The 19,469-nt window shown below is 71.3% G+C and carries 18 protein-coding genes; 11 read left to right on the top strand and 7 right to left on the bottom strand.

Going from position 1 to position 19,469, the window contains the following annotated elements:
• Window positions 1–7: 7 nt before the first annotated feature.
• Entirely contained in the window at window positions 8–505 is a 498-nt protein-coding gene (locus ACGFJ7_RS46330; protein ID WP_360261459.1) for a hypothetical protein, read from the top strand.
• Window positions 506–517: 12 nt separating this feature from the next.
• Here ACGFJ7_RS46330 and ACGFJ7_RS46325 read toward each other — a convergent pair whose 3' ends face one another.
• A complete protein-coding gene (locus ACGFJ7_RS46325; RefSeq protein ID WP_392648871.1) occupies window positions 518–3,358 on the bottom strand; it encodes a BTAD domain-containing putative transcriptional regulator in 2,841 nt (946 codons plus the stop codon).
• Window positions 3,359–3,405: 47 nt separating this feature from the next.
• Here ACGFJ7_RS46325 and ACGFJ7_RS46320 point away from each other — a divergent pair, with 47 nt between their 5' ends.
• From ACGFJ7_RS46320 to ACGFJ7_RS46310, 3 genes are all read left to right on the top strand, one after another.
• Complete coding sequence (locus ACGFJ7_RS46320) at window positions 3,406–6,171, top strand: ATP-binding protein (protein WP_392648868.1); 2,766 nt, start codon at window positions 3,406–3,408, stop codon at window positions 6,169–6,171.
• A gap of 63 nt (window positions 6,172–6,234) precedes the next feature.
• Window positions 6,235–6,747: a sigma-70 family RNA polymerase sigma factor gene (locus ACGFJ7_RS46315; RefSeq protein WP_360261451.1), complete on the top strand. Its 513-nt coding sequence runs from the start codon at window positions 6,235–6,237 to the stop codon at window positions 6,745–6,747.
• Window positions 6,748–6,937: 190 nt separating this feature from the next.
• The gene (locus ACGFJ7_RS46310) at window positions 6,938–7,765 is read left to right on the top strand and encodes a maleylpyruvate isomerase family mycothiol-dependent enzyme (RefSeq protein WP_360261448.1); all 828 of its coding nucleotides are present in this window, start codon (window positions 6,938–6,940) and stop codon (window positions 7,763–7,765) included.
• An 18-nt stretch (window positions 7,766–7,783) separates the two neighbouring features.
• On the opposite strand, the gene ACGFJ7_RS46305 is transcribed toward ACGFJ7_RS46310, so the two are convergent.
• The 4 genes from ACGFJ7_RS46305 to ACGFJ7_RS46290 form a co-directional block, all read right to left on the bottom strand.
• Entirely contained in the window at window positions 7,784–8,209 is a 426-nt protein-coding gene (locus tag ACGFJ7_RS46305) for a DUF6924 domain-containing protein (RefSeq protein WP_392648864.1), read from the bottom strand.
• 4 nt (window positions 8,210–8,213) lie between these two features.
• Window positions 8,214–10,094 (bottom strand): penicillin-binding transpeptidase domain-containing protein, encoded by a 1,881-nt coding sequence (locus tag ACGFJ7_RS46300; RefSeq protein WP_392648861.1) that lies wholly within the window; start codon window positions 10,092–10,094, stop codon window positions 8,214–8,216.
• A 254-nt stretch (window positions 10,095–10,348) separates the two neighbouring features.
• Window positions 10,349–10,993 (bottom strand): TRIC cation channel family protein, encoded by a 645-nt coding sequence (locus ACGFJ7_RS46295; RefSeq protein ID WP_360261440.1) that lies wholly within the window; start codon window positions 10,991–10,993, stop codon window positions 10,349–10,351.
• Window positions 10,994–11,029: 36 nt separating this feature from the next.
• Entirely contained in the window at window positions 11,030–11,161 is a 132-nt protein-coding gene (locus ACGFJ7_RS46290) for a hypothetical protein (protein ID WP_392648858.1), read from the bottom strand.
• Window positions 11,162–11,471: 310 nt separating this feature from the next.
• Between ACGFJ7_RS46290 and ACGFJ7_RS46285 the strand changes: the two genes are divergently transcribed.
• The 7 genes from ACGFJ7_RS46285 (at window position 11,472) to ACGFJ7_RS46255 (ending at window position 17,019) form a co-directional block, all read left to right on the top strand.
• Entirely contained in the window at window positions 11,472–12,107 is a 636-nt protein-coding gene (locus ACGFJ7_RS46285; protein ID WP_360261434.1) for a nitroreductase family protein, read from the top strand.
• Window positions 12,104–12,676 (top strand): SDR family NAD(P)-dependent oxidoreductase, encoded by a 573-nt coding sequence (locus ACGFJ7_RS46280; protein ID WP_360261431.1) that lies wholly within the window; start codon window positions 12,104–12,106, stop codon window positions 12,674–12,676. The genes ACGFJ7_RS46285 and ACGFJ7_RS46280 overlap by 4 nt, the downstream gene beginning before the upstream one ends.
• A gap of 99 nt (window positions 12,677–12,775) precedes the next feature.
• The gene (locus ACGFJ7_RS46275; protein ID WP_392648854.1) at window positions 12,776–13,309 is read left to right on the top strand and encodes a MarR family winged helix-turn-helix transcriptional regulator; all 534 of its coding nucleotides are present in this window, start codon (window positions 12,776–12,778) and stop codon (window positions 13,307–13,309) included.
• A gap of 110 nt (window positions 13,310–13,419) precedes the next feature.
• Window positions 13,420–15,294: an LLM class flavin-dependent oxidoreductase gene (locus tag ACGFJ7_RS46270; protein WP_360261425.1), complete on the top strand. Its 1,875-nt coding sequence runs from the start codon at window positions 13,420–13,422 to the stop codon at window positions 15,292–15,294.
• Window positions 15,291–16,190 (top strand): LLM class flavin-dependent oxidoreductase, encoded by a 900-nt coding sequence (locus ACGFJ7_RS46265; RefSeq protein WP_360261422.1) that lies wholly within the window; start codon window positions 15,291–15,293, stop codon window positions 16,188–16,190. The genes ACGFJ7_RS46270 and ACGFJ7_RS46265 overlap by 4 nt, the downstream gene beginning before the upstream one ends.
• 15 nt (window positions 16,191–16,205) lie before the next feature.
• Window positions 16,206–16,331, top strand: a complete 126-nt coding sequence (locus tag ACGFJ7_RS46260) for a hypothetical protein (RefSeq protein ID WP_360261419.1) — start codon at window positions 16,206–16,208, stop codon at window positions 16,329–16,331.
• 43 nt (window positions 16,332–16,374) lie between these two features.
• Window positions 16,375–17,019, top strand: coding sequence for a TetR/AcrR family transcriptional regulator (locus ACGFJ7_RS46255; RefSeq protein ID WP_360261416.1), 645 nt, complete (start codon window positions 16,375–16,377; stop codon window positions 17,017–17,019).
• A gap of 26 nt (window positions 17,020–17,045) precedes the next feature.
• Here ACGFJ7_RS46255 and ACGFJ7_RS46250 read toward each other — a convergent pair whose 3' ends face one another.
• The gene (locus tag ACGFJ7_RS46250; RefSeq protein ID WP_360261413.1) at window positions 17,046–17,783 is read right to left on the bottom strand and encodes a DUF2625 family protein; all 738 of its coding nucleotides are present in this window, start codon (window positions 17,781–17,783) and stop codon (window positions 17,046–17,048) included.
• An 84-nt stretch (window positions 17,784–17,867) separates the two neighbouring features.
• A partial coding sequence (locus tag ACGFJ7_RS46245) for a hypothetical protein (RefSeq protein ID WP_392648847.1) occupies window positions 17,868–19,469 on the bottom strand: 1,602 nt, incomplete at its 5' end.

Genomic DNA, 19,469 nt, shown 5'->3' with positions numbered 1-19,469 from the left:
TGGGGGCATGACGGACAATCTTGAGATCCGGACCTGGCGTGCCGGCGACCTGGAACTCCTGCGGGCGTCCGAGTCGATGTTCGAGCGGCAGTCGTATCCGCGGCGCTTCATCACCGGCCACCGCCGTCTGCGTTCGCTGCACGCGTCGGTGCTGCACCAGATCGCCGAGCCCGTACGGCGATGGACGGGACAGGTCGCCCTGGACGGCGAGCGGATGGTGGCGCTGGCCGAGTGCTCCTGGGACCCGGCCGACCCCGGCTCGCCGACGCTACGGGTCAATGTCGCCGAAATCTGGCAGGGCACCGGGCTCGACCGCCGGGTGCTCCGCGACCTGGTCAACCGCTGCCTGCTCATCGGCCTGACGACGTTGACCGTCGACTACGCGGCGTCCAACGTCACCATCGACGCGATGCTCCAGGCGATCGCGGCCGAGGCGGGTGAGAAATACTCGATGAGCTCGGCCACCCGAAGCGGCATCGGCTACCTGACTGTCCGTGCCGGCTAGCGAGCGGACCGGCTACGCCGTCGCTCCCCCGGCGCCGTGGTCCAGCCGGGCCAGACGGCGCCGGATGGCGGCCTCCTGGGCGGGATCGGAGCCGGTGCCGAGGGCGGCCGCCTCTCGCCAGGCTGCCTCGGCGACGGGCCGGTCGCCCGCCTCGAAAGCGGTGTCGCCCAGCCCCACCTTCGCCCGGACCAGGTGGACGCGGTGGCCGACGGCGGTGGCCAGCTCCTGCGCTGCCGCCCAGTCGGCCCGTGACTCGGCGAACCGGTGCTCACGCAGGTAAAGGCCGGCCCGGCGCAGATGGCACTCGCTGCGGCGGACGTCGTCGCCCAACTGCTCGCTCATTGCCAGCGCACGGCCGAGGATCTCGAAGCCCAGCGCGTGGCGGCCGATCTCGTACTGCGCGTCGGCGAGCCGGCACAGCACATCGGCCTGGGCCGTCCGGTCCCCGAGCGACTCCGCCATGGCCAGGGCACGGTGATGGCATGCCACGGAGCGGTCGTAGTCACCGACCGCGAAGCTCACCTCGCCCAGGTTGCGCAGCGTCAGCGCCTCCCGGGAGACGTTGCCCAGCTCGGTGAACACCTCCAGCGCCCGGTCGAGCAGGGACAGGGCGGATTCACTGTCGCCGACGTAGAAGCGGGCGCCGGCCAGGCTGCGCAGCATCTCGGCCACGCCGGCCCGGTCGCCGGCGCGCTCGGCCGCGGCGAGGCATTCGGAGACCACCGTCGCCCACTCGTGCCACCAGCCCTCACGCTGGTAGAAGCCCTGCACCATGAGCTCCAGCTGCCAGGCCTCGTACACCCGTCCCCGGTCGTTGGCCTGCCGCATGACAGCCTTGAGCACCTCACGCTCGGCCGCGAACCAGGCGGCGGCCGCTCGGGCGTCGGCCGGCCTCTCGTCGGCGACGCCGTCGTGCTGGGCCGGCGGATCCGCGTCGATCTCGGCGTTGATGAAGAGGTTGGCCGCGTACGCGGTGCGCCGGTAGTACGCCAGCACCCGGTCGGCGGCCGCGTCGCGATCCGCGCCGGACTCGACGTCGAGCATCAGCTCGCGAGCGTAGGCGGCGATCAGATCGTGGGCGCCGTAGCGGCCGGGCCGGCGCTCGGTGACCAGTCGGCTGTGCACCAGCTCACCGAACACCTCGCGGGCGCCGGTCGCGGGCAGCCCGGCCAGGCTCGCCGCGGCCGCGAGCGTGACGTCCGGGCCCGGATGCGCGGCCAGCAGGCGGAACAGGCGCGCGGCGGCGGGGCTGAGGCCACGGTAGGACCACGAGAAGATGGCGCGCAGGTCGCTGTCCGGGTCGTCGGAGCCGAACCCGTCGAGGCTGCCGCGGGCATCGCGGAGTTCCCGGGCGACGTCGGCCAGCCGGTATCCCGGACGGGTCTGGGCCCGGGCGGCCACCACGGCCAGCGCCAGCGGCAGTCCCCCGGCCCGCTCGACGATCTCGTCCAGCGCCGGCCGGTCGGTCTCGGCCGGGGCCGCCCCGACGCGCGAGACCAGAAGCTGACGGGCCTCGTCGTTCGGCAGGACATCGAGCGTGAGCACGAGTCCCTCGGGCGCCGTGGCCAGACCGGCCAGGCTGTACCGGCTCGTGACGAGGACAAGGCTGCCGGGGCCACCGGGCAGCAGCGGCCGCACTTGATCGGGATCGCGGACGTTGTCCAGCACGATCAGCATCCGGCGCTCGGCCAGGACCCCGCGGTAGAGGGTCGCCCGGGCACTGTCGCTACCCGGTATGTCCTGGCCCCGCACGCCCAGCGCGTGCAGGAAGCCCTGGAGCACATCGCCCGGCGCCTCCGCGGCCTGCGGATCCAGGCCCCGCAGGTCGGCGTAGAGCTGGCCGTCCGGGAACTCGTCGGCCACCCGGTAGGCGAGGTGGGTGGCCAGGCTCGTCTTGCCGACACCGGGAATACCCTCGATGGCCACGATGCCCACGGGGGTCGTGGCGGCGCGCCCGTGAATGAGCGTCAGGACCCGATGGAGAGTCTCGCTTCGCCCCGTGAAATGGGGCAGGTCCGGCAGCAGCTGGGCCGGGCGGACGAAGAAGCCGTCGGCCGGCGCCGGCGGATCGACGGGCGTACCCTGCTGCAGGGCAACGCTGTACGCCTCCTGAAGCTCTCGGCCGGGATCCATACCGAGCTCGTCGGCGAGCCGGCCGCGGAGCCCTTGATAGAGCGCGGTCGCCTCGGCCTGCTGCCCGTCTGCGACCAGTGCCAGCAGCAACTTCGCCTGCAAGGCCTCGTCCAGCGGGCGCTGGCTGGCCACGCGCCGCAGGAAAGGCAGCACAGTCCGGACCGCTCCGGCACGCAGAGCCACGCCGGTGGCTTCGCGCATCAGATCGGCGTATTCGTTGTCCACGGCCTCGAAATCGGCGACCGGGTGGCTGGTCAGCTCCGGCGCGCCGGCGCACGGGCCGCGCGAGAGGTGCAGCGCTTCGGCGAAAGAGGCCAGCGCCTCGGCCGGGTCCCCGGCCGAGCGCCCGCGTTCCACCAGGACGCGGAACCGCAGCAGGTCGAGTTGCTCCACGCCGGCCATCAGCCGGTAGCCGGACGCGTCGCCCGCCAGCCACCGGCCCGGCGCGCGCGGGCGCAGGCCGGGCTCGAGCATCCGCCGGAGCCGGCCCAGGTAGAGGTGCACGATGTTGGTGGCACTGCGCGGCGGGCGCTCGCCCCACAACATCGCCACGAACTCCCCGAGACCGACCGGCTCGCCCGCGCGCGCCAGCAGCAGGGCCAGCACCAGCCGCTGCTGACGCGAGCCGGGGTCGAGCTCCTGGTCACCCCGCCACACCCGCACCGGGCCGAGCACGGCGAACCGGACGAACGCGATGTCGCCCGACGGCCCGGTGATCATCGCTCCACCATAGTGAACTGGGGCCGGACGGCCACGTAGTGCTGGGTATGACGTCATCCCCCGAAGTGCTTTTCGGGCGTGAGGTGGAGCTCGCGCGTATCGGCCGGTTCATGAAGTCCGTACGCCAGGGCGGCGACGTCCGGATGGTCCGGGGCGAGCCGGGTGTCGGGAAGTCGGCACTGCTGACCGCCGCCGTGCACCTGGCCGAGGCCGACGGCCTGCGGGTACTGCGAGCCTCCGGCTCCGAGTTCGAGGCGGACGTCAGCTACTCGTTGCTCAACCAACTGCTTCTGCCCCTCTACAACCAGATGCAGCGACTACCGCCGGCGCTGCGCGACGCGCTCACCGTCGCGCTCGGCTTCGGCCCGGGCCCGGCTCCCGCGACCCTGCTGGTCTGCAACGCCGCCCTGTCGTTGCTGACCGCCGCAGCCCGTAAGGACCCGGTCCTGCTGATCGTGGACGACGTGCAGTGGATCGACCGGCCCAGCGCGGTCGTGCTCGGTTTCATCGCCCGCCGGGTGGCCGGATCGCCCGTCGGCGTCATCGCCGCGTCCCGGACCGGCACCGAAAGTTTCCTCGACCGGCGCGGCCTCACCGAGGTCACCGTGGGCCCGCTGAGCGACGAGGCCGCCGCCCGGCTCGTCGACGACCGTTTCCCCGCGCTGACCGGCCGAGCCCGGCAGCGCCTGCTCGACCTGGCCCGCGGCAATCCGCTGGCCCTGATCGAGTTGCCGGCCGGCCTGACCGGTCCGGCGCAGCCCATGGAGTCCTCGGATGTGGTGCCGCTCAGCGACCGGCTCCAGACCATTTTCGCCAACCGGGTCGCCGGCCTGCCCGCACCCACCCGCTTGCTGCTGTTGCTGGCCACGTTCGAAGGCAGTGGCGACATCCGCATCCTTCGCGGCATGACCGACCTGACCCACCTCGCCCCGGCCGAACGAACCCATCTGGTGCAGGTGGACGACCGCTCCGGGCGTATCGCCTTCCGTCATCCCCTCATCCAGTCGGCCATCGTCGCGATGTCCACGCACGAGGAGCGCCGGCGGGCCCACCTGACTGTCGCCGAGGCGCTGCCCGGCGATCCGGAACGCCGCAGCTGGCATCTCGCCGCGGCCACCTCCGGCCCCGACGAGACGGTTGCGGCCCAGCTCGAGCAGGCCGCGTTGCGCGTCATGCAACGCGGTGACACCCTGGCCGCCGTCGCGGCGCTGATGCGGGCGGCGGACCTGAGCGCCACCACCGAGCAGTCGGCCCGGCGCCTGGCCCGGGCGGCGTACATCGGCGCGGAGGCCGGCGGCTCCGACGACGCGACCGGCCTGCTGGCCCGGTCGCGGGAGATGAGCTTCGACGCGACCGGCGCCCTGCACGCCGCCGGCGCCGCCGCCCTCCTGATGATCAACGGGGATGGCGACGTGCACACGGCCCACCGCTTGCTCGCCGGCGCGATCGAGACGGGCGAACACGGCTGGCACGCCGCGGACCCGGCGCTCGACGAGGCCATGCACACGCTGCTCCTGCTTTCCTGGTACGCGGGAAGCCCCGGCCACTGGGCCGTCTTTCACCGGTTCCTGACCCGGCTCCGGCCGGGGCCGTCCGACGTCTTGTCGGTGCTGAGCCGGACGTTTCCCGATCCGGTGCGCACCGGGGCCGCGGCCCAGGCCGACCTCGACGAGCTGATCGCCACTCTGCCCGGTGAACGGGATCTGACCCGGGTCATGCGGATCGGCACCGCCTCGGTCTATGTCGACCGGCTGGGCGACAACCGGGAATTCTCGTGGCGGCTCGTGCGCCAGGGCCGCGAGGGCGGGGCGCCGCGGCGGCAGTTGTCGGCGATGATGCATCTCGGGCTGGACGACTACCTCATCGGCCGGTGGGACGAGGCCGAGGAGCTGGCCACCGAGGCGCAGCGGGTCTGCGCCGACAGTGGGCTCACCTTCCTGCGGTGGTACTTCCTCTACATCCGGGCGATCGTCGCGGCCGGGCGGGGCCGGTCGGGCGAGGCGTACGAGCTGGCCGACGAGATCACCCAGTGGGCGCAGCCCCGCGGGGTCGCGGGTGCGGCCGCCATCGCCCACCACCCCCGGGCGCTGGCCGCGATCGCGGACGGCGACTTCGAGGCCGCTTACCGCCACGCGGCCGCGTCGAGCCCACCCGGCCTCCTCGCCCCGTACGTGCCCAACTGCACCTGGGTGATGTTCGACCTGGTCGAGGCGGCGCTGCGGACCGGGCGAACGGCCGAGGCCGGCCGGCACGCCGAAGCCATGCGCGCGGCCGACGTGTCCGCGTTGTCGCCTCGCATGAGGTTGCTGCAACACGGAGTGGACGCGCTCGTGCTCGGCGGCGAGGTGGCCGGCGCGCGACTCGAGCGGACCCTGAACGACGCGGCCTCGGAGCGCTGGCTGTTCGAGGCGTCGCGGGTGCGGCTCGCGTACGCCGAGAAGCTGCGCCGGGACCGCAACCCGACGGCGGCCCGGACCCACCTGCTGGCCGCCCGGGCGGGGTTCGCCGCCATGGGCGCCGAACCGTGGCTGGCCCGGGCCGACGCCGAGCTGCGCGCCGCCGGCCATCGGCCGGCCGGGGCCGAGACGGCGACCGCCAGTCTCACCGGCCAGGAGCTCGAGATCGCCGGCCTGGCCGCCGGCGGCCTCACCAACAAGCAGATCGCCGAACGGCTCTTCCTGTCCCACCGTACGGTCGGGGCACACCTCTACCGCATATTCCCGAAGCTCGGAATATCGTCCCGGGCCGGGCTCCGCGACGCTCTTTCCGCGCAGTTCCCCGAAAGCCCAGGCAAGCATTTAACTTGCAATTGAGTACGAATCAACAAGCACTTTCCTACGCTTTCCCAACCTGTTGGACGACGGAGGGGGAAAGCGATGCCGCAAGTGACCGCGACCGACGCCCGTATGCGGGAGCTCCACCAGAACGGCGACGCGCTGCTCCGCTACCTCCGGCGGCTGACGCCGCCGGGCTCTCCCCAGGCGGCCGAGGACCTGGTGCAGGAGACGATGCTCCGGGCCTGGCGCCATCTGGACCAGATGCCCGAGGGCACGGAACCGCAGCGCCGCTGGCTGTTCACGGTCGCCCGGCGCCTGGCCATCGACGCCCACCGCAAGCGGCGGACGCGGCCCGAGGAGACCGGCCTCACCGAGGCCGACCTGGCCCCCGCGAGCAGCGCCTCGGCGGAGACGGCGATCGCCTCGCTCACCCTGCGCGACGCCGTCGGTCAGCTCGGCGCGGCCCACCGGTCCGTCCTGCTGGAACTGTATGTCAAAGGCCGTTCCATGAACGAGGCGGCCACCCGTCTCGGCCTGCCCGTGGGAACCGTCAAATCGCGCGCGCACTACGGCGTCCGCCATTTGCGCGACGCCCTTTTGAATTCAGATTGACGCGGTTGTTTCCGGCCGGCCGAACCTGAACTTCTCCAGGGCCCGGGACGTCTGCCTCGTTGTCGGGATGGTCGTCATCAGCGTCCCGGACGTCTCAGCCGATCACGAGCCGGCTGAGCCAGTGAGCGCCGGTGACTGCCTCAGAAAGGCGGTCACCGGCGCACGGATATCGGCCCACCGGGAGGCAGCTTTGTCGGCGACGCTCGTACTCACGGAGAAGAAGGGCGTGCCGGGCGCTCCCCTGCTGATCGCGGACGAGCTCCACCGGCAGCGGACGAATTTCCTCCGCCTGCTCGCCGATCTCGATCCGGACGAGTGGGAGGCGCAGTCGCGGTGCACCGAGTGGTCTGTCGCGGACGTCGTCGGCCATGTGATCAACGGTGCCGAGTTCCACGTCGCCCGGTTGACGGGCAGTGCTCAGCTCGCCCGCTTCCGGCGCTACGGCGCCTTCGATCCGGCGACCACGCCGGGGGCGTGGCTGCGAGACTCGGTCCGTCGTACGCCCCGGGAGGCGATCGCGACGCTGCGGCGGCTGGCCGGGGCGGAGCGCCGGCATTTCCGGATCCGCGCCGAGAAGCCGGAGAGCACGCTCGAGCCGGGACCGGCCGGCCGGCCGCTGCAGTGGTCCGTGCGATCGCTGCACACGCTGTGGGACTCCTGGATCCACGAGCGCGACGTGGCGCTCGCTCTCGGGCGGGCGCCGCGCTCACCCGCCCGCACCTTGCCCTTGACGACGATGTACGGCCTGCTCATCGTCGGCAGCGCAGCGGCTCGGCGGGGCGAACCGCTGTCGGCGACGCTTGACCTGTGGGACAGCGCGGCCTCGCCTTACGAGGTCGGTGTCCGGGCCGACGATGTGTTCGTGGCCTCCGGTGTCGGAATGCGGCCGCAAGGCTCCGGACCCGTGGCCGAGGTGCTGGACAGCGCGGCCGGGCGGGGAGCTGATCCACGGCAGACGCTGGACGCACCGGAACCCGTACTGGCGGCCCTCACTCATTTCCGCGATCTGCTCGCCTGACCGGGACCGCTGAGACCGTCAATCGGGGAACCCGCGGAACGCCCCCGCGGAGTCGCCGTCGGCCGCTTCGACGAAGTCGCCGAAACGCATGTCGGTCAGGGCCAGGGTCCCGTGCACGAGCATGACCCAGCCCGGTACGACCCTCAGCTTCCCGGCTGCGCCGCCCACCTCCACGGCCAGCACCTTGTGCTCGGGGTCGGCGAGCGCCGTACGGTCGGCGACGAAGACGACGTCGAGGTTCCCGTCGTCGCGAGCCGCCCTCCGTACGTCGTCGGCGGTGGCCCCCGCCCAGCTCGGATCCTCGACGACGAGCAGTGGCCATACTCCCCCGCCCTCCATCCCCAGCGCGGCCCGCAGAGCCGGCCAGCCGGACGTGTCCGAGTAGTCCGTTCGCACCAAGACGGCGTCCAGATGCTTGCGGTCGCCGATTTCCGGAAGCCTCACCGAGTCAGCCGTTCAGCGTGTCGAGGAAGCGGCGCACGATCGGCAGGGCACTCTCGGCGCCGGCGCCACCCCGCTGCACCAGCACGGCGAAAGCCACATCGCCCTGCCAGCCGACGAACCACGCGTGGGTCTCGGGTGAGCTGTTGTCGAACTCGGCGCTGCCCGTCTTGCCGTACACGGGCTTGCCCTTGACGTTCTTCAGCGCCTTGCCGGTGCCCGAGGTCACGACCTCGCGCATCATCTGCCGCAACGCGCCGGCCGCATCCCGGGGCAAGGCGTCCCCATCGGCGGCCGGCCGGGCCGGCGCCGGGTCGAGCACGAGCCGGGGCTGGACGAACCGGCCGCGGGCCACCGCGGCCGTCGCACCGGCCATGGCGATCGGGCTGACCGACGTCTGCCCCTGCCCGAAGGCCGCCTGGGCGAGTTCGGCCGGGTCGCCGGCTGCGGAAACCTTGCCGCTGGACGCCTTGAGGCCCAGATCCCATTCGCCGCCGAGGCCGAGCGCGGTGGCCGCCGAGCGCAGGCCGTCCGCCCCCAGCTTGGGCGAGAGATTCACGAAGGCGGTGTTGCAGGACTGGGCGAAGTCGACGCGGAAGGGCACCGTGCCCAGGGCCATCTCGTGCGCGTTCTTGAAGACCTGCCCGCCGGCCTGCTTGGTCTTCGGGCAGTCCACAAGCGTGTCCGGGGTCACGGCCTTCTTCTGCAGCAGGCCCAGGGCCGACACCATCTTGAACGTCGAGCCCGGCGGCACCTGCCCGGTCAGCGCCACGTTGTCACCGCCGCCGTCCGGGCCGTTGCTGACCGCGAGCACCGACGAGTCGCTGATCCGGATGGCGACCAGCGAGCTCGGCCGCTTCTCGGCCGCGGTGGCGAGGTCGGCCGCGTTCTGCGCGCGCGCGTCGATCGTGATTTTCACCGGAGCACCGGCGACCGGCTCGGTGCGGTGCAGCTCGATCGGCTCGCGCTGACCGGCACGCTCGATCACCACGGCGACCGCGGGCTTGCCTCGCAGCCGGGTGTCGTACTTCTGCTGGAGCCCGCCGTGCCCGGCGTCGTCGTCCCGGGCCAGCGTGCCGGGGTTCTCCGCCAGATCGTCGGCCGTAGCCGGGTCGACCGTGCCGAGCAGAGCCCGGGCGAACTTGCGGGTCGGAGCCAGCTCACGCTGCTGGTCGGCGAAGGTGAGCCCGGGCAGCTTACGCAGTTCCTTCTCCACCTTGGTGAAGTCGGAGCGGCGCAGCGTGACGAACTCGACCGGGCTGGTGGCCATTTGCAGGTCGGCCGGATCGACGTCCACACCGATCCGCTTCAGAATGGCTTCCAGCGCCGTCACCGCGGTGAAGCGGGGCGGGGCCGTCACGACGACGACCGGGCCGGCGGTGACGATCGGCTTCCCGGCCGCGTCCAGGATGTCGGCCCGGTCGCCCGCGATCCGGCGCGGCGCCAACTTGTCCCCGGCGGCCAGCTCCGGGCGGAGCACCGCCGGCTCCCAGATCACCTTCCAGCCGCCCTCGCCCTTGCGGGTCAGGCGGACGGCGCTGTCGTACGACCACGGCACGTTTCCGCCCAGGGTCCAGCTGACCTTGATTCCGCCCAGCCCATCGTCGCCGGTCTCCTTCACGTTGCCGGCCCGGACGGCCCGCAGGGTGTTCAGTGGCATCTCACCGGCCAGCCTCTTGAGGTCGGCTTCCACCGCCGCCCCCGCCATCGGCTTTCCGGCCGCGTCGACGATGTCCACCTTCGACAGGTCGCGCGCCGGCCATGCGGCGAGGAAGTCGTCCAGCGCGTCCCCGGCACCGTCCGAGCCGCAGGCCGCGAGGCCTGCCCCCAACAGCATTGTCGCCATCAGGGCGGCGGCGCCGCGCCGGGTGGCCCGCTCGAGTCGCATCTCGTTGTTCCTTTCCGGAGAGGGCGGTTCGGCCCTCGTACAGCTCGAAGAAGACCTCAGCGCGCCGTGGGGCTCGCCGTCCAGGTTGCGAGAGATCCGCAGGTAGTGCGACGGGACCGCCAAACGTCAACGGCGCCGACCGCGACCAGCACGACGAGGGCGGTACCGGCACGCAGGAACCATCGCGGGATCACAATGCAGCCGACGAGTCCGATGTCCGGAAGTTCACCTGAACTCGCGCGCCGCCATCCCCCTCACCGGTTGGAGCGCATCGCCCGCTGTTCGGGGAAGGTCCAGCCGAAGCGGACGGCGGCGAGCCGCACCACGGTGGTCACCACCAGGCAGACCAGAGCCGCCATCGGAATCGGCGTACCGAATCGGGCCAGCACGATCAGGGCGCCGGCACCGGCACCGGCGGCCACGGCATAGAGCGTTCCGACCTGCAGGAACGAGATCGGCAGGTTCAGGATGACGTCACGCAGCATGCCGCCGCCGATGGCCCCGATGACGCCGACCACCAGTGCCCCGGCCGGGCCGACGCCCAGCGCCAGCGCCTTCGAGGCCCCGATGGCGCCGAACAGTCCCATCACCACCGCGTCGAGCACGGTGATGACCCAGTCCATCCGCGCGAACATCGGTTGCAGCACCATGCCGAGGACGGCCGACGCGCCGGCCACCAGCAGGTACCAGTTCTGCCAGATCACCACCGGCCGCTGATTGAGCACGATGTCGCGCAGCAGGCTGCCCCCCAGGGAGACCGCCAGCCCGATCACGATGACACCGAGCACGTCGATGCGGCGATGCTTCTCCCCGGCCGCGAACAGGGCGCCCTGCAGGCCGCCCAGCCCGGCGGCGAGGAGCTCGATCCACAGCGTCACCTGAAAAGGTGTGATGGACATGCGGTCACACTCCCGGAGGTGGCGCTTGATCCGGGATCAGCCGGCGTTGCGCGCGGCGGTGGCGATGACCTCGGCACCGATCCGCTCAGCCACCCGCCAGCCCGAACCGTCCGCGAACGCCCCATGCACCAACACGATGTTCTTGATCTCTTGACCGTTGCTGCTCATCGGACTTTCCCTCCATCGGTGTCCCGGGCGACTGCCGCCCACAAGGTTGGTGTAGCCCGCGTCTCGCCTTCGTGACCTGTGGTTTCACGCCAGATCCAGGGGCTCGACCGCCGCGGAGGCGTCACCCGCTCTCACCCGGTTCTACGAGGGCCACCGCACGGAGTTCACTTGCGTCGTGTCGAGTTCCATCGGGCGCCGTACGTAACGAACACCGTCGTGGCCCCGGCCGGAAGGCCGGTGAACCAGCGCCTGCCGCACGCGTCTGTGTCATCGGTACCGCCTGGAGGCGGCGGTGGCGAGTGGAGGAACGATGACCAGCGCGATCAGACTGCCGGGCGAGCCGTGGGACGAGTACGAGGCCATGGAGAGCCTCTATTCGACGCCGGCCCGCCGCTTCCTGTCGTCCGAGACCGTCCCCGGGGAGGTCGTCCAGCGTCTGATCGACGTCGCGGCACAGAGCCCGCAGGCCGGCTCGGCACGGCCCTGGGCCTGGGTCGCGGTGACCGACCGGCATCTGCGGACGACCATGGCCGGGTGGTACCGGCGGAGCACCGCGAGCGGGGACGGAAGCGTCGCGCACCATCGCGACCTCGCGGCCGCCGGCCAGTTGGCGACCCATCTCGAGGAGGCGCCGGTGTGGATCGTGCCGGTGCTGCTCGGCGCGGACGGGCCGCCCGGATCCCGGTCGCTGATCGGCTTCTACAGCGCGATCACCAGCTTGACGGTGGCGGCTCAGGGGTACGGCCTCGGACCGTCGGCCACCGTCCTGGCGGTCCGTCACGAGAACCGGATGCGGGGCCTGCTCAACCTGCCGGACAACGCCCTCGTCATGGCGGTGATCCCGCTGGGCTACCCGGCGCGAGGCGACTGGCTCGTACCCGCGCGTCCCGCGGATGGGGCGGCTCTGCACTGGAACTCGTTCGGGACGGGAAGGAGCCACCGATGAGCGTCGTGGTCATGTACGGCTGCGGGGACGACACGGATACTTCGATCATCCGCACCTTCGCCGCCCGAGGGGCCCGGGTGGTCCTGACGGGTGGCGACAGCGAAGCGGTCGAGCGCCTGGCCCATGAGGCGCCGGCCGCGGCCGGCGCCGTCACGACCGTCCAGGTCGATCCGTACGACGCGGCGGCCGTCGACCGTCATCTGGCGTCGGTGATCCGGTCAGCCGGTCAGGTGGACGTGTGCTGCTCCTTCGTCGCCGTGCCGACGAGCATCTCCAGCGTGCCGGTCGCGGTGCCGGGCTCGGTGCGGCCGACGTTCGTTCCGCCGTACTTCCTGCCCGCTCGGCTGGCCGCGAACCACATGATCGCGCACGGTTCGGGAGCGATCCTGGTGGTCAGCGACCGAGCCGGACACGACGCCGACGCCATCGAGCCGGCCTGGGTGGTCAAGCAGGCGCTGGTGCGCAATCTGGCCGAGGAGTGCGAACCACACAACGTCGTCGTGGTCGATCTGCCGGCGCCGGTCACGGCGGACGCCGTCACTTCCTGGTGGCCGGCTTTCTCCCGATGACCACGTCGTTCGGCCACGTCATCAGCAGGAACGCTCCGGGCTTCCTCGCGTCCGGCCGCGCCTCGTCCATCGTCGGGACCGAGACCGTACGCTTGACGCATGGGCGTGCGTGACTCGGATGCGGACGGGGACTCCCCCACGGTGGGGATTCCCGGCTCCGACCTGGGGTGGTACCTGGGAGTCATCCTGCGCGGCTGGCACGAGCGGGTCGAGCAGGCCGTCGAGGGAGTGCCGCACGGCACGCGCGGCTATCAGATCCTCTCCGTCGTCGGCCACAACGACCCGCCCACCCAGAGCGGGCTGGCCAAACACCTCCAGATCGACAAAACCGTCATGCCGTACGTCATCGACGCGCTGGAGGGCGCGGGCCTGGTGGAGCGCCGGGCCGATCCGTCCGACCGGCGCGTCCGGCGGATCGCCATCACGCCACAGGGCGCGGCCAAGCTGACCGAGCTGGAGGCGAGGGTCCGGGCGGCCGAGGACGGGGTTTTCGAGGGCGTCCCGACGGCGCTGCGGCGCATGTTCGTCGACAACGCCGCCCGGCTCGCCGTCTCCCTGCACAACGAGAATCCCGCTCTCGACCCCTGTGTGGCCGTGATGGACAGCCTGGCCGACCCCGCCTTGAAGCGCTGACCCCTCCTCACACCCTCACGTGACCCGCGTTACACGGGAATCCAGGCACCTCTCTACGCGCTATCGTTTGTCACACATACTAGTTGTCGGACAAACGAATGGGGTGTCAAGTGGAGATCGGTGTGCTCCTGGACGCGGACAGCACCGGAGCGGACGAGCTGGTCACCCTCGCGCAGGCGGCTGAGGACAACGGGATCGGCCTCGCCCTGGTGACCGGTGACCGTCACGCGGATGCGTGGACCGTGGCGACCTGGATCGCCGGGGTGACCAAGCGCATCCGCGTCGGTGTCCCGCTGAGCGCGGAGCCGTTCGACCCGATGGACGCCGGCGCGGCCGTGCCCGCGGTGGTGACGAAGGCGGCGGCCACGCTGGCGGCCCTTCTCCCCGAACGGACCCCACCGCCGGGTGACCGCTGGACGGTGGTGGGGGCCGGCGCCGACGACGACACGATCCGCGACGCCTCCGGGAGCGGCACCCCGGTCGTACCGGTCCGCTCGATCGCCGACGTGGCCCGGCTCGCGCCGCTGGCGGCGGCGCCGATGCCCGCCGCGCCGGCCGGACGCCCGCGACGATCCGCCTCGGCCCTGGCGCAACGGGTTCGGGGCATCGACTACGACGCGGTGCCCGCGAGCCTCGCCGGCCGCGCGGTCGAGCCCGGCGACCCCGGGCACCACGCCGTCTCCTCGACCTACCTCCGTGGCGGCCGCCCCGGTCTGGTGCTGCGCCCGCGCACCGTGACCGAGGTGGCCGACGCGATCGCGTTCGCCCGCGACCATCGGGACATCCCGTTCGGGGTACGCAGCGCCGGGCACGGCATCAGCGGCCGCTCCACCAACCGGGACGGGCTCGTGATCAGCGTGGGGTCGATGGACTCCCTGACGGTTCTCGACGCGTCGCGCCGGCTGGTCCGGATCGGGCCAGGACGCACCTGGAAACGCGTGGCGCATTCGCTCGTCGCTCACGGGTGGGCGCTCGGCTCCGGCGACTACGGCGGCGTCGGGGTCGGCGGGCTGGCGACCGCCGGCGGCATCGGATTGCTGTCCCGCAAGCACGGCCTCACCATCGATCACCTGCGGGCCGTGGAACTGGTGCTGGCCGACGGCACCCCGGTCCGCGTCTCCGACACCGACAATCCCGACCTGTTCTGGGCCGTGCGTGGAGCGGGCGCCAACTTCGGCATCGCGACCGCGTTCGAGTTCGAGACCTCGGCGGTCGGTCAGGTCGGCTGGGCCCAGCTCACCCTGATCTCCTCCGACATCGAGGAATCCCTCTACCGGTACGGGCAGCTCGCGAGCCAGGCGCACCGGGACACGACAGTGTTCCTGGTCACCGGCCGCGAGCGTCAGGGACAGTGGGTGATCTCCCTGTACGGGGTGGTCGACAACCCCGACCCGAACACCGTCGTGGCGCGGCTGACCCCGTTTCTCGAGCTCGGTCAGCTCGCTCGCCAGCAGGTGAGGATGACCGACTACCCGGGAGTGATGGACAACGCCGCCGACATCGGGCCGGACGGCCAGCAGGGCTACGGCGAACCGGTCTCGCGGTCGGCGTTCGTCCCCGAGCTCACCCGCGGCTTCGCTCGCGAGGCGGCCGAGCTGCTGAGCACCGATCTGGTCTATTTCTTCGAGCTGCGGGCGATGGGCGGGGCGATCACCGAGGTGCCGCCGGGCGCCATGGCGTTCAGCCACCGGTCCCCCCAGTTCCAGCTGACGGCGATGAGCTCCAGCGACGACCGGCTGAGGGCGGAGTGGGAGCGGTTGCGGCCTCACTTCGACGGCCTCTATCTCAGCTTCGAGACCGACCGGCGCGCGGAGCGCCTCCTCGACGCCTTCCCGGGGCCGGTTCTCGAGCGCCTGCGGCGCCTCAAGGCCGAGTACGACCCGACCAACTTGTTCCGGGACAACTTCAACATCCCGCCCGCCGCTCTCCCGGTCAGCGCCACGGCCGACCGGCATCAGGCGATCGCGACCAAGGAGGCGGCATGAACGACTACGGCCACGATCTGCTGTTCGGCAGCTTTGCCACTCCTCTTGCCCAGCCCGCCCAGCGCGGCGTCGAGCTGGCCCTCGTCTCCGAGCGGGCGGGCCTGGACCTGGTCACCTTCCAGGACCACCCGTACCAGACCTCGTTTCACGACACCTCGACCCTGCTGACCCATGTCGCCTCACGGACACGGACGATCGCGGTCAGCGGCAGCGTCACCAGCCTTCCGCTACGCCCTCCGCTGGGCCTGGCCCGCATGGCGGCGACCGTCGACCAGCTCTCCGGCGGCCGGTTCCGGCTGGGCATCGGAGCGGGAGCGTTCTGGGACGGCGTCGCCCGAATGGGCGGCCGCCGGCTCAGCACCGGGCAGAGCGTCTCCGCCCTGCGGGAAGCGATCGGCCTCATCCGGGACGCCTGGGACCCGGCCCAGCCGTGGCCGCTGCACCACGACGGCGAGTACTACCGCGCCGAGGGTGCCCACCGTGCCCCGTACGCCCATCACCGGATCCCGATCTGGGTCGGCGCTTACAAACCTCGCATGCTGGGCCTGACCGGCGCCGTCTCCGACGGGTGGCTGCCCTCCATCGAGTACGTCGAGGGCGGGCTCTCCGGTCTCGCCGACGCCAACAAGCGGATCGACGACGCCGCCCAGGAGGCCGGGCGGGAGCCGGCAGCGGTCCGGCGCCTGCTGAACGTCATGAACGTCAGCCTGACGCCCACGGGGCGGGGTTTCCTCGACGGGCCGCCCAAGCTGTGGATCGACCGGCTGACCACGCTCGCCCTCGACTACGGCATCAGCGCATTCATGATCGGCGGCGACGACCCCGTCACCCTCACCCGCTTCGGCACCGAGATCGCGCCCGCCGTCCGCGAGAACGTCACGCAGGCCCGCCGGTAGATGGAGGAAAGAGCAATGAAATGGGAGCTGCTCGAGACCATCGAGCTGTACGGAACCGTCGTACGGCCGGCCGTCCGGGCGGAGCTCGGCACCACCGGCGTCGGCGAGCTCGTGGGGCGGGAGATCGGAGTACCCGCCTGAGGCGGGGCAGCTTTCCGGCGGCCGGGCAGCGTAGCCTTTCCTGATGGGCAGCCTTTCCCGGCCGGAACGTCGGATCCGTTCTGATGGCGCGCGCAGCCGCCACGCCATCCTGGAGAAAGCGGTCACTCTCACCACCGTGGTGGGGCTGGACGGGCTGTCCATCGGTCGCCTGGCCGAGCAGGCCGGCATCAGCAAGAGCGGGCTCTTCGCGCACTTCGGCTCCAAGGAAGAGCTGCAGCTGGCCACGATTGACGCCGCCACCGAGATCTTCATGGCCGAGGTGGTGACCCCGGCCCTGGCTCGGCCCGAGCCGCTGACGCGTCTGCAGGCGCTCTGCTCGCACTTCCTGGCCCACGTCCGGGACAACCTGCCCGGCGGCTGCTTCTTCGTCGCGGCCAACGCGGAGTTCGACACCCGCCCCGGCGTGGTCCGCGATCGCCTCACCAAACTGCACACGGCCTGGCTGCACACTCTCGAGGCACAATATGCCGAGGCGCAGGCGGCGGGCGTGCTCAGCGGCGACGCCGAGCCCGACCAGGCGGCCTTCGAGCTGAACGCCTACCTGCACATGGCCAACAACATGTACGTCCTCTACCGCGACGCCGCCTATCTCGAGCTGGCCCGGCGGAGTGTCACCAACCGTCTCACGCCGCTCGGTGTCACCACCGGCCCGGAAAGCCGGCCTTAGCTCGGTCGTCCGTGAACGGCGTGCGGTCAGCCGTCGACTGCGGGATACCTGCCCATGGCGCCGTCGACGCGCCGTCCCCGCTGCCGGGCCGCGTCGAACTGAGCCGCCAGGATCTCGTCCATGGGGACCACGGCCCGGGCGCACTCGCCGCCGGCCGCCGCGGTCCGGTCGCTCCAGAGCGGCGGGGAGACCGCGATGCCCTGATCGGCTCGAAGGACCATCACGTCCCGGCGCCAGCTCGGCCACAGTCGGCCCTCATAGAAATGAGGGAGATCGCCCGATACGCACCACGCGAGCCACTCGCTGTGCGACATCCCCGTCCTCGCCCAGTTCAGCGTCGACGGATCGAAGTAGATGATCTCGCCGGGCACGCCTGGCCGGCCGGAGCCCGGGCGCAGGCCGTTGAGGAAGAAGATGCCGCCAAGTACGTCATGCGCGACTATCAGGCCCTCGGTCGGTGTCCACATGCGGTCGACATGTGCCGGGAAATCGTTTACTTGCCCGATGCTGGGCAGCCGTTCCTCAAGACACGGCGATCCCCCGAGGATGCGCAGCCAGCCGTCGTAAAGCAATATCCCGCCGCTGTTGAACGCGATGGCCCCCAGCGGTGAGCCGGCTGTGACCCTCAGCTGGAGCAGAATGGCGTGCGCCTTGCCCTGATCGACGGGCAGGATCCGTGGTGCGGCGAAACTGCGCGACAAGACGTCCACCAAGGTAAGCCAGGGTGCACGGTCGTCTTCGACAGCCTCCAGCTCGCTGGTCACCGGAGGGAGCGTCCGCGCAATAACCTTTGTCTCATACCCGACACGACGGTGCCGAAACCGGTAAGTTCACCGCTTACCGAACGGTCATATAGGTGAAAGCGACCCGAGCTTCCTCAAATGTTCTTCTATGACGGCCACCTGCGGTACATGAAGGTTGCCCAGCAGCTCCAGGGCCTGCTCCCAGGCCGCACGGGCGGCGGCCCGGTCGCCTAGAGCGAGTGCGACATCACCCTGGTTCCGCAACGACTCCACCCAGTTGACCCGCCACCCGTTCTGCTCGTACAACTTGCTCGCGCGTTGCCAGAACGTCAGTGCGGTCTCCAGGTCTCCCCCGGCTCGCAAGCCGATGGCCATCGCCTCATAACCGAGGCCCACCTCCACCCTGCCGTCCTCCAGCCTCTCCGCGAGCGCCATGGCGCGATGGGCCAGCTCCATAAGGACCTCCGGCGGAGCGGATTCGGCTTGGACCTCGACAAGGACGTAAATGACGGCGATCTGTTGGCGCGGATCCTCCATCGCCTCGAAGAGACGGAGGGCTCGTTCGAGAGAGGCGACGCCCTCGCGATGCCGACCGTGCTCGATGCTGACCTGGCCGAGGTTGCGGTGAACGAGTGCCTGCTCCCGTTCGAGCCCGAGCCGCTGGAACAAGTCGAGGGACTGACGCAGCAGCTGCGCGGCGGAGTCGGCGTTGCCCAGCATGCTCTCGGCGCCGGCCAGACTCCGCGCCATGTGAGCGCGGCCCAGGTCGTCGCCGGCGGCGGTCGCCGCCCGCAAGCACAGGCGCGTCATCGCGGCCCAGTCGTGCCACCAGCCCTCCCCCTGGTTGTACCGCTGAATCGTCAAGCACAGGCGCCAGGCCTCGTCGACCCGGCCGTCGTCGAGCAAGCGCTGCACCAGGGCCTTGAGCACCTGCCGATCGGCGTTGAACCACGCCACGGCCTCGGGGACATCGGCCAGGGTCGTGGTGACCACGTCTGCCATCGCCTCGGGACGCTCCAGGACGACGGAGGAACCGACCAGCTGATCAGCCTCGTAGGCGGTCAGCCGGTAGTGGTTCACCAGCCGGCGGAGGGCGACCTCCCGGGATGGGCCGTCGTCATGTTCCTCTACCAGCTCCTGGGCGTAGGCCCGGACGAGGTCGTGGAGCCCCAACCGGCCGGGCGTGTGCTCGGCGAGCAGACCCGTGCTCACCAGCTCACCGACCAGAGTCCGGGCCTCGCCCAGCGGGACACCGGCCAGACTGGCCAACGCGGGCAGCGTGAAGTCCGGGCCCGGATGAAATGACAGCAGACGGAACAGACGCGCGGAACGGCCGCCGAGCATCCGGTACGACCAGGAGAAGACAGCCCGGATGTCGTTGCTCATGTCATGCTCGGCGAAGCCGTCGAGGGTGCCCTGTGCCTCTCGCAGTTCCTGGGCGATGTCGGCCAGCCGGTGATCGGGGTGGGTCAGGGCCCGCGACGCGACCACCGACAACGCCAACGGCAACCGGCCACACAACTCGACTATCTGCTCGATCGCACCGGGATCGCCGGCCGCGCGCTCCACTCCGATCCGCGCGGTCAAGAACCGGCGGGCGTCCTCCCATGAGAGCACGTCGAGGGTCGTCAGATGCGCCCCGTGCGCCGTCGCCAACCCGGTCAGACGCTTACGGCTGGTCACCAGCACCAGACACCCCGGAGCACC

This window comes from Actinoplanes sp. NPDC048988, assembly GCF_043197815.1.
Lineage (GTDB): Bacteria > Actinomycetota > Actinomycetes > Mycobacteriales > Micromonosporaceae > Actinoplanes.
This window is presented reverse-complemented; position numbering and strand designations above follow the sequence as displayed.

Coding starts and splice junctions, on each gene's coding strand:
- ACGFJ7_RS46330 (WP_360261459.1), top strand. CDS start 8: ATGACGGACAATCTTGAGATCCGGACCTGGCGTGCCGGCGACCTGGAA.
- ACGFJ7_RS46325 (WP_392648871.1), bottom strand. CDS start 3,358: ATGATCACCGGGCCGTCGGGCGACATCGCGTTCGTCCGGTTCGCCGTG.
- ACGFJ7_RS46320 (WP_392648868.1), top strand. CDS start 3,406: ATGACGTCATCCCCCGAAGTGCTTTTCGGGCGTGAGGTGGAGCTCGCG.
- ACGFJ7_RS46315 (WP_360261451.1), top strand. CDS start 6,235: ATGCCGCAAGTGACCGCGACCGACGCCCGTATGCGGGAGCTCCACCAG.
- ACGFJ7_RS46300 (WP_392648861.1), bottom strand. CDS start 10,094: ATGCGACTCGAGCGGGCCACCCGGCGCGGCGCCGCCGCCCTGATGGCG.
- ACGFJ7_RS46295 (WP_360261440.1), bottom strand. CDS start 10,993: ATGTCCATCACACCTTTTCAGGTGACGCTGTGGATCGAGCTCCTCGCC.
- ACGFJ7_RS46290 (WP_392648858.1), bottom strand. CDS start 11,161: ATGAGCAGCAACGGTCAAGAGATCAAGAACATCGTGTTGGTGCATGGG.
- ACGFJ7_RS46285 (WP_360261434.1), top strand. CDS start 11,472: ATGACCAGCGCGATCAGACTGCCGGGCGAGCCGTGGGACGAGTACGAG.
- ACGFJ7_RS46280 (WP_360261431.1), top strand. CDS start 12,104: ATGAGCGTCGTGGTCATGTACGGCTGCGGGGACGACACGGATACTTCG.
- ACGFJ7_RS46275 (WP_392648854.1), top strand. CDS start 12,776: ATGGGCGTGCGTGACTCGGATGCGGACGGGGACTCCCCCACGGTGGGG.
- ACGFJ7_RS46265 (WP_360261422.1), top strand. CDS start 15,291: ATGAACGACTACGGCCACGATCTGCTGTTCGGCAGCTTTGCCACTCCT.
- ACGFJ7_RS46260 (WP_360261419.1), top strand. CDS start 16,206: ATGAAATGGGAGCTGCTCGAGACCATCGAGCTGTACGGAACCGTCGTA.
- ACGFJ7_RS46255 (WP_360261416.1), top strand. CDS start 16,375: ATGGGCAGCCTTTCCCGGCCGGAACGTCGGATCCGTTCTGATGGCGCG.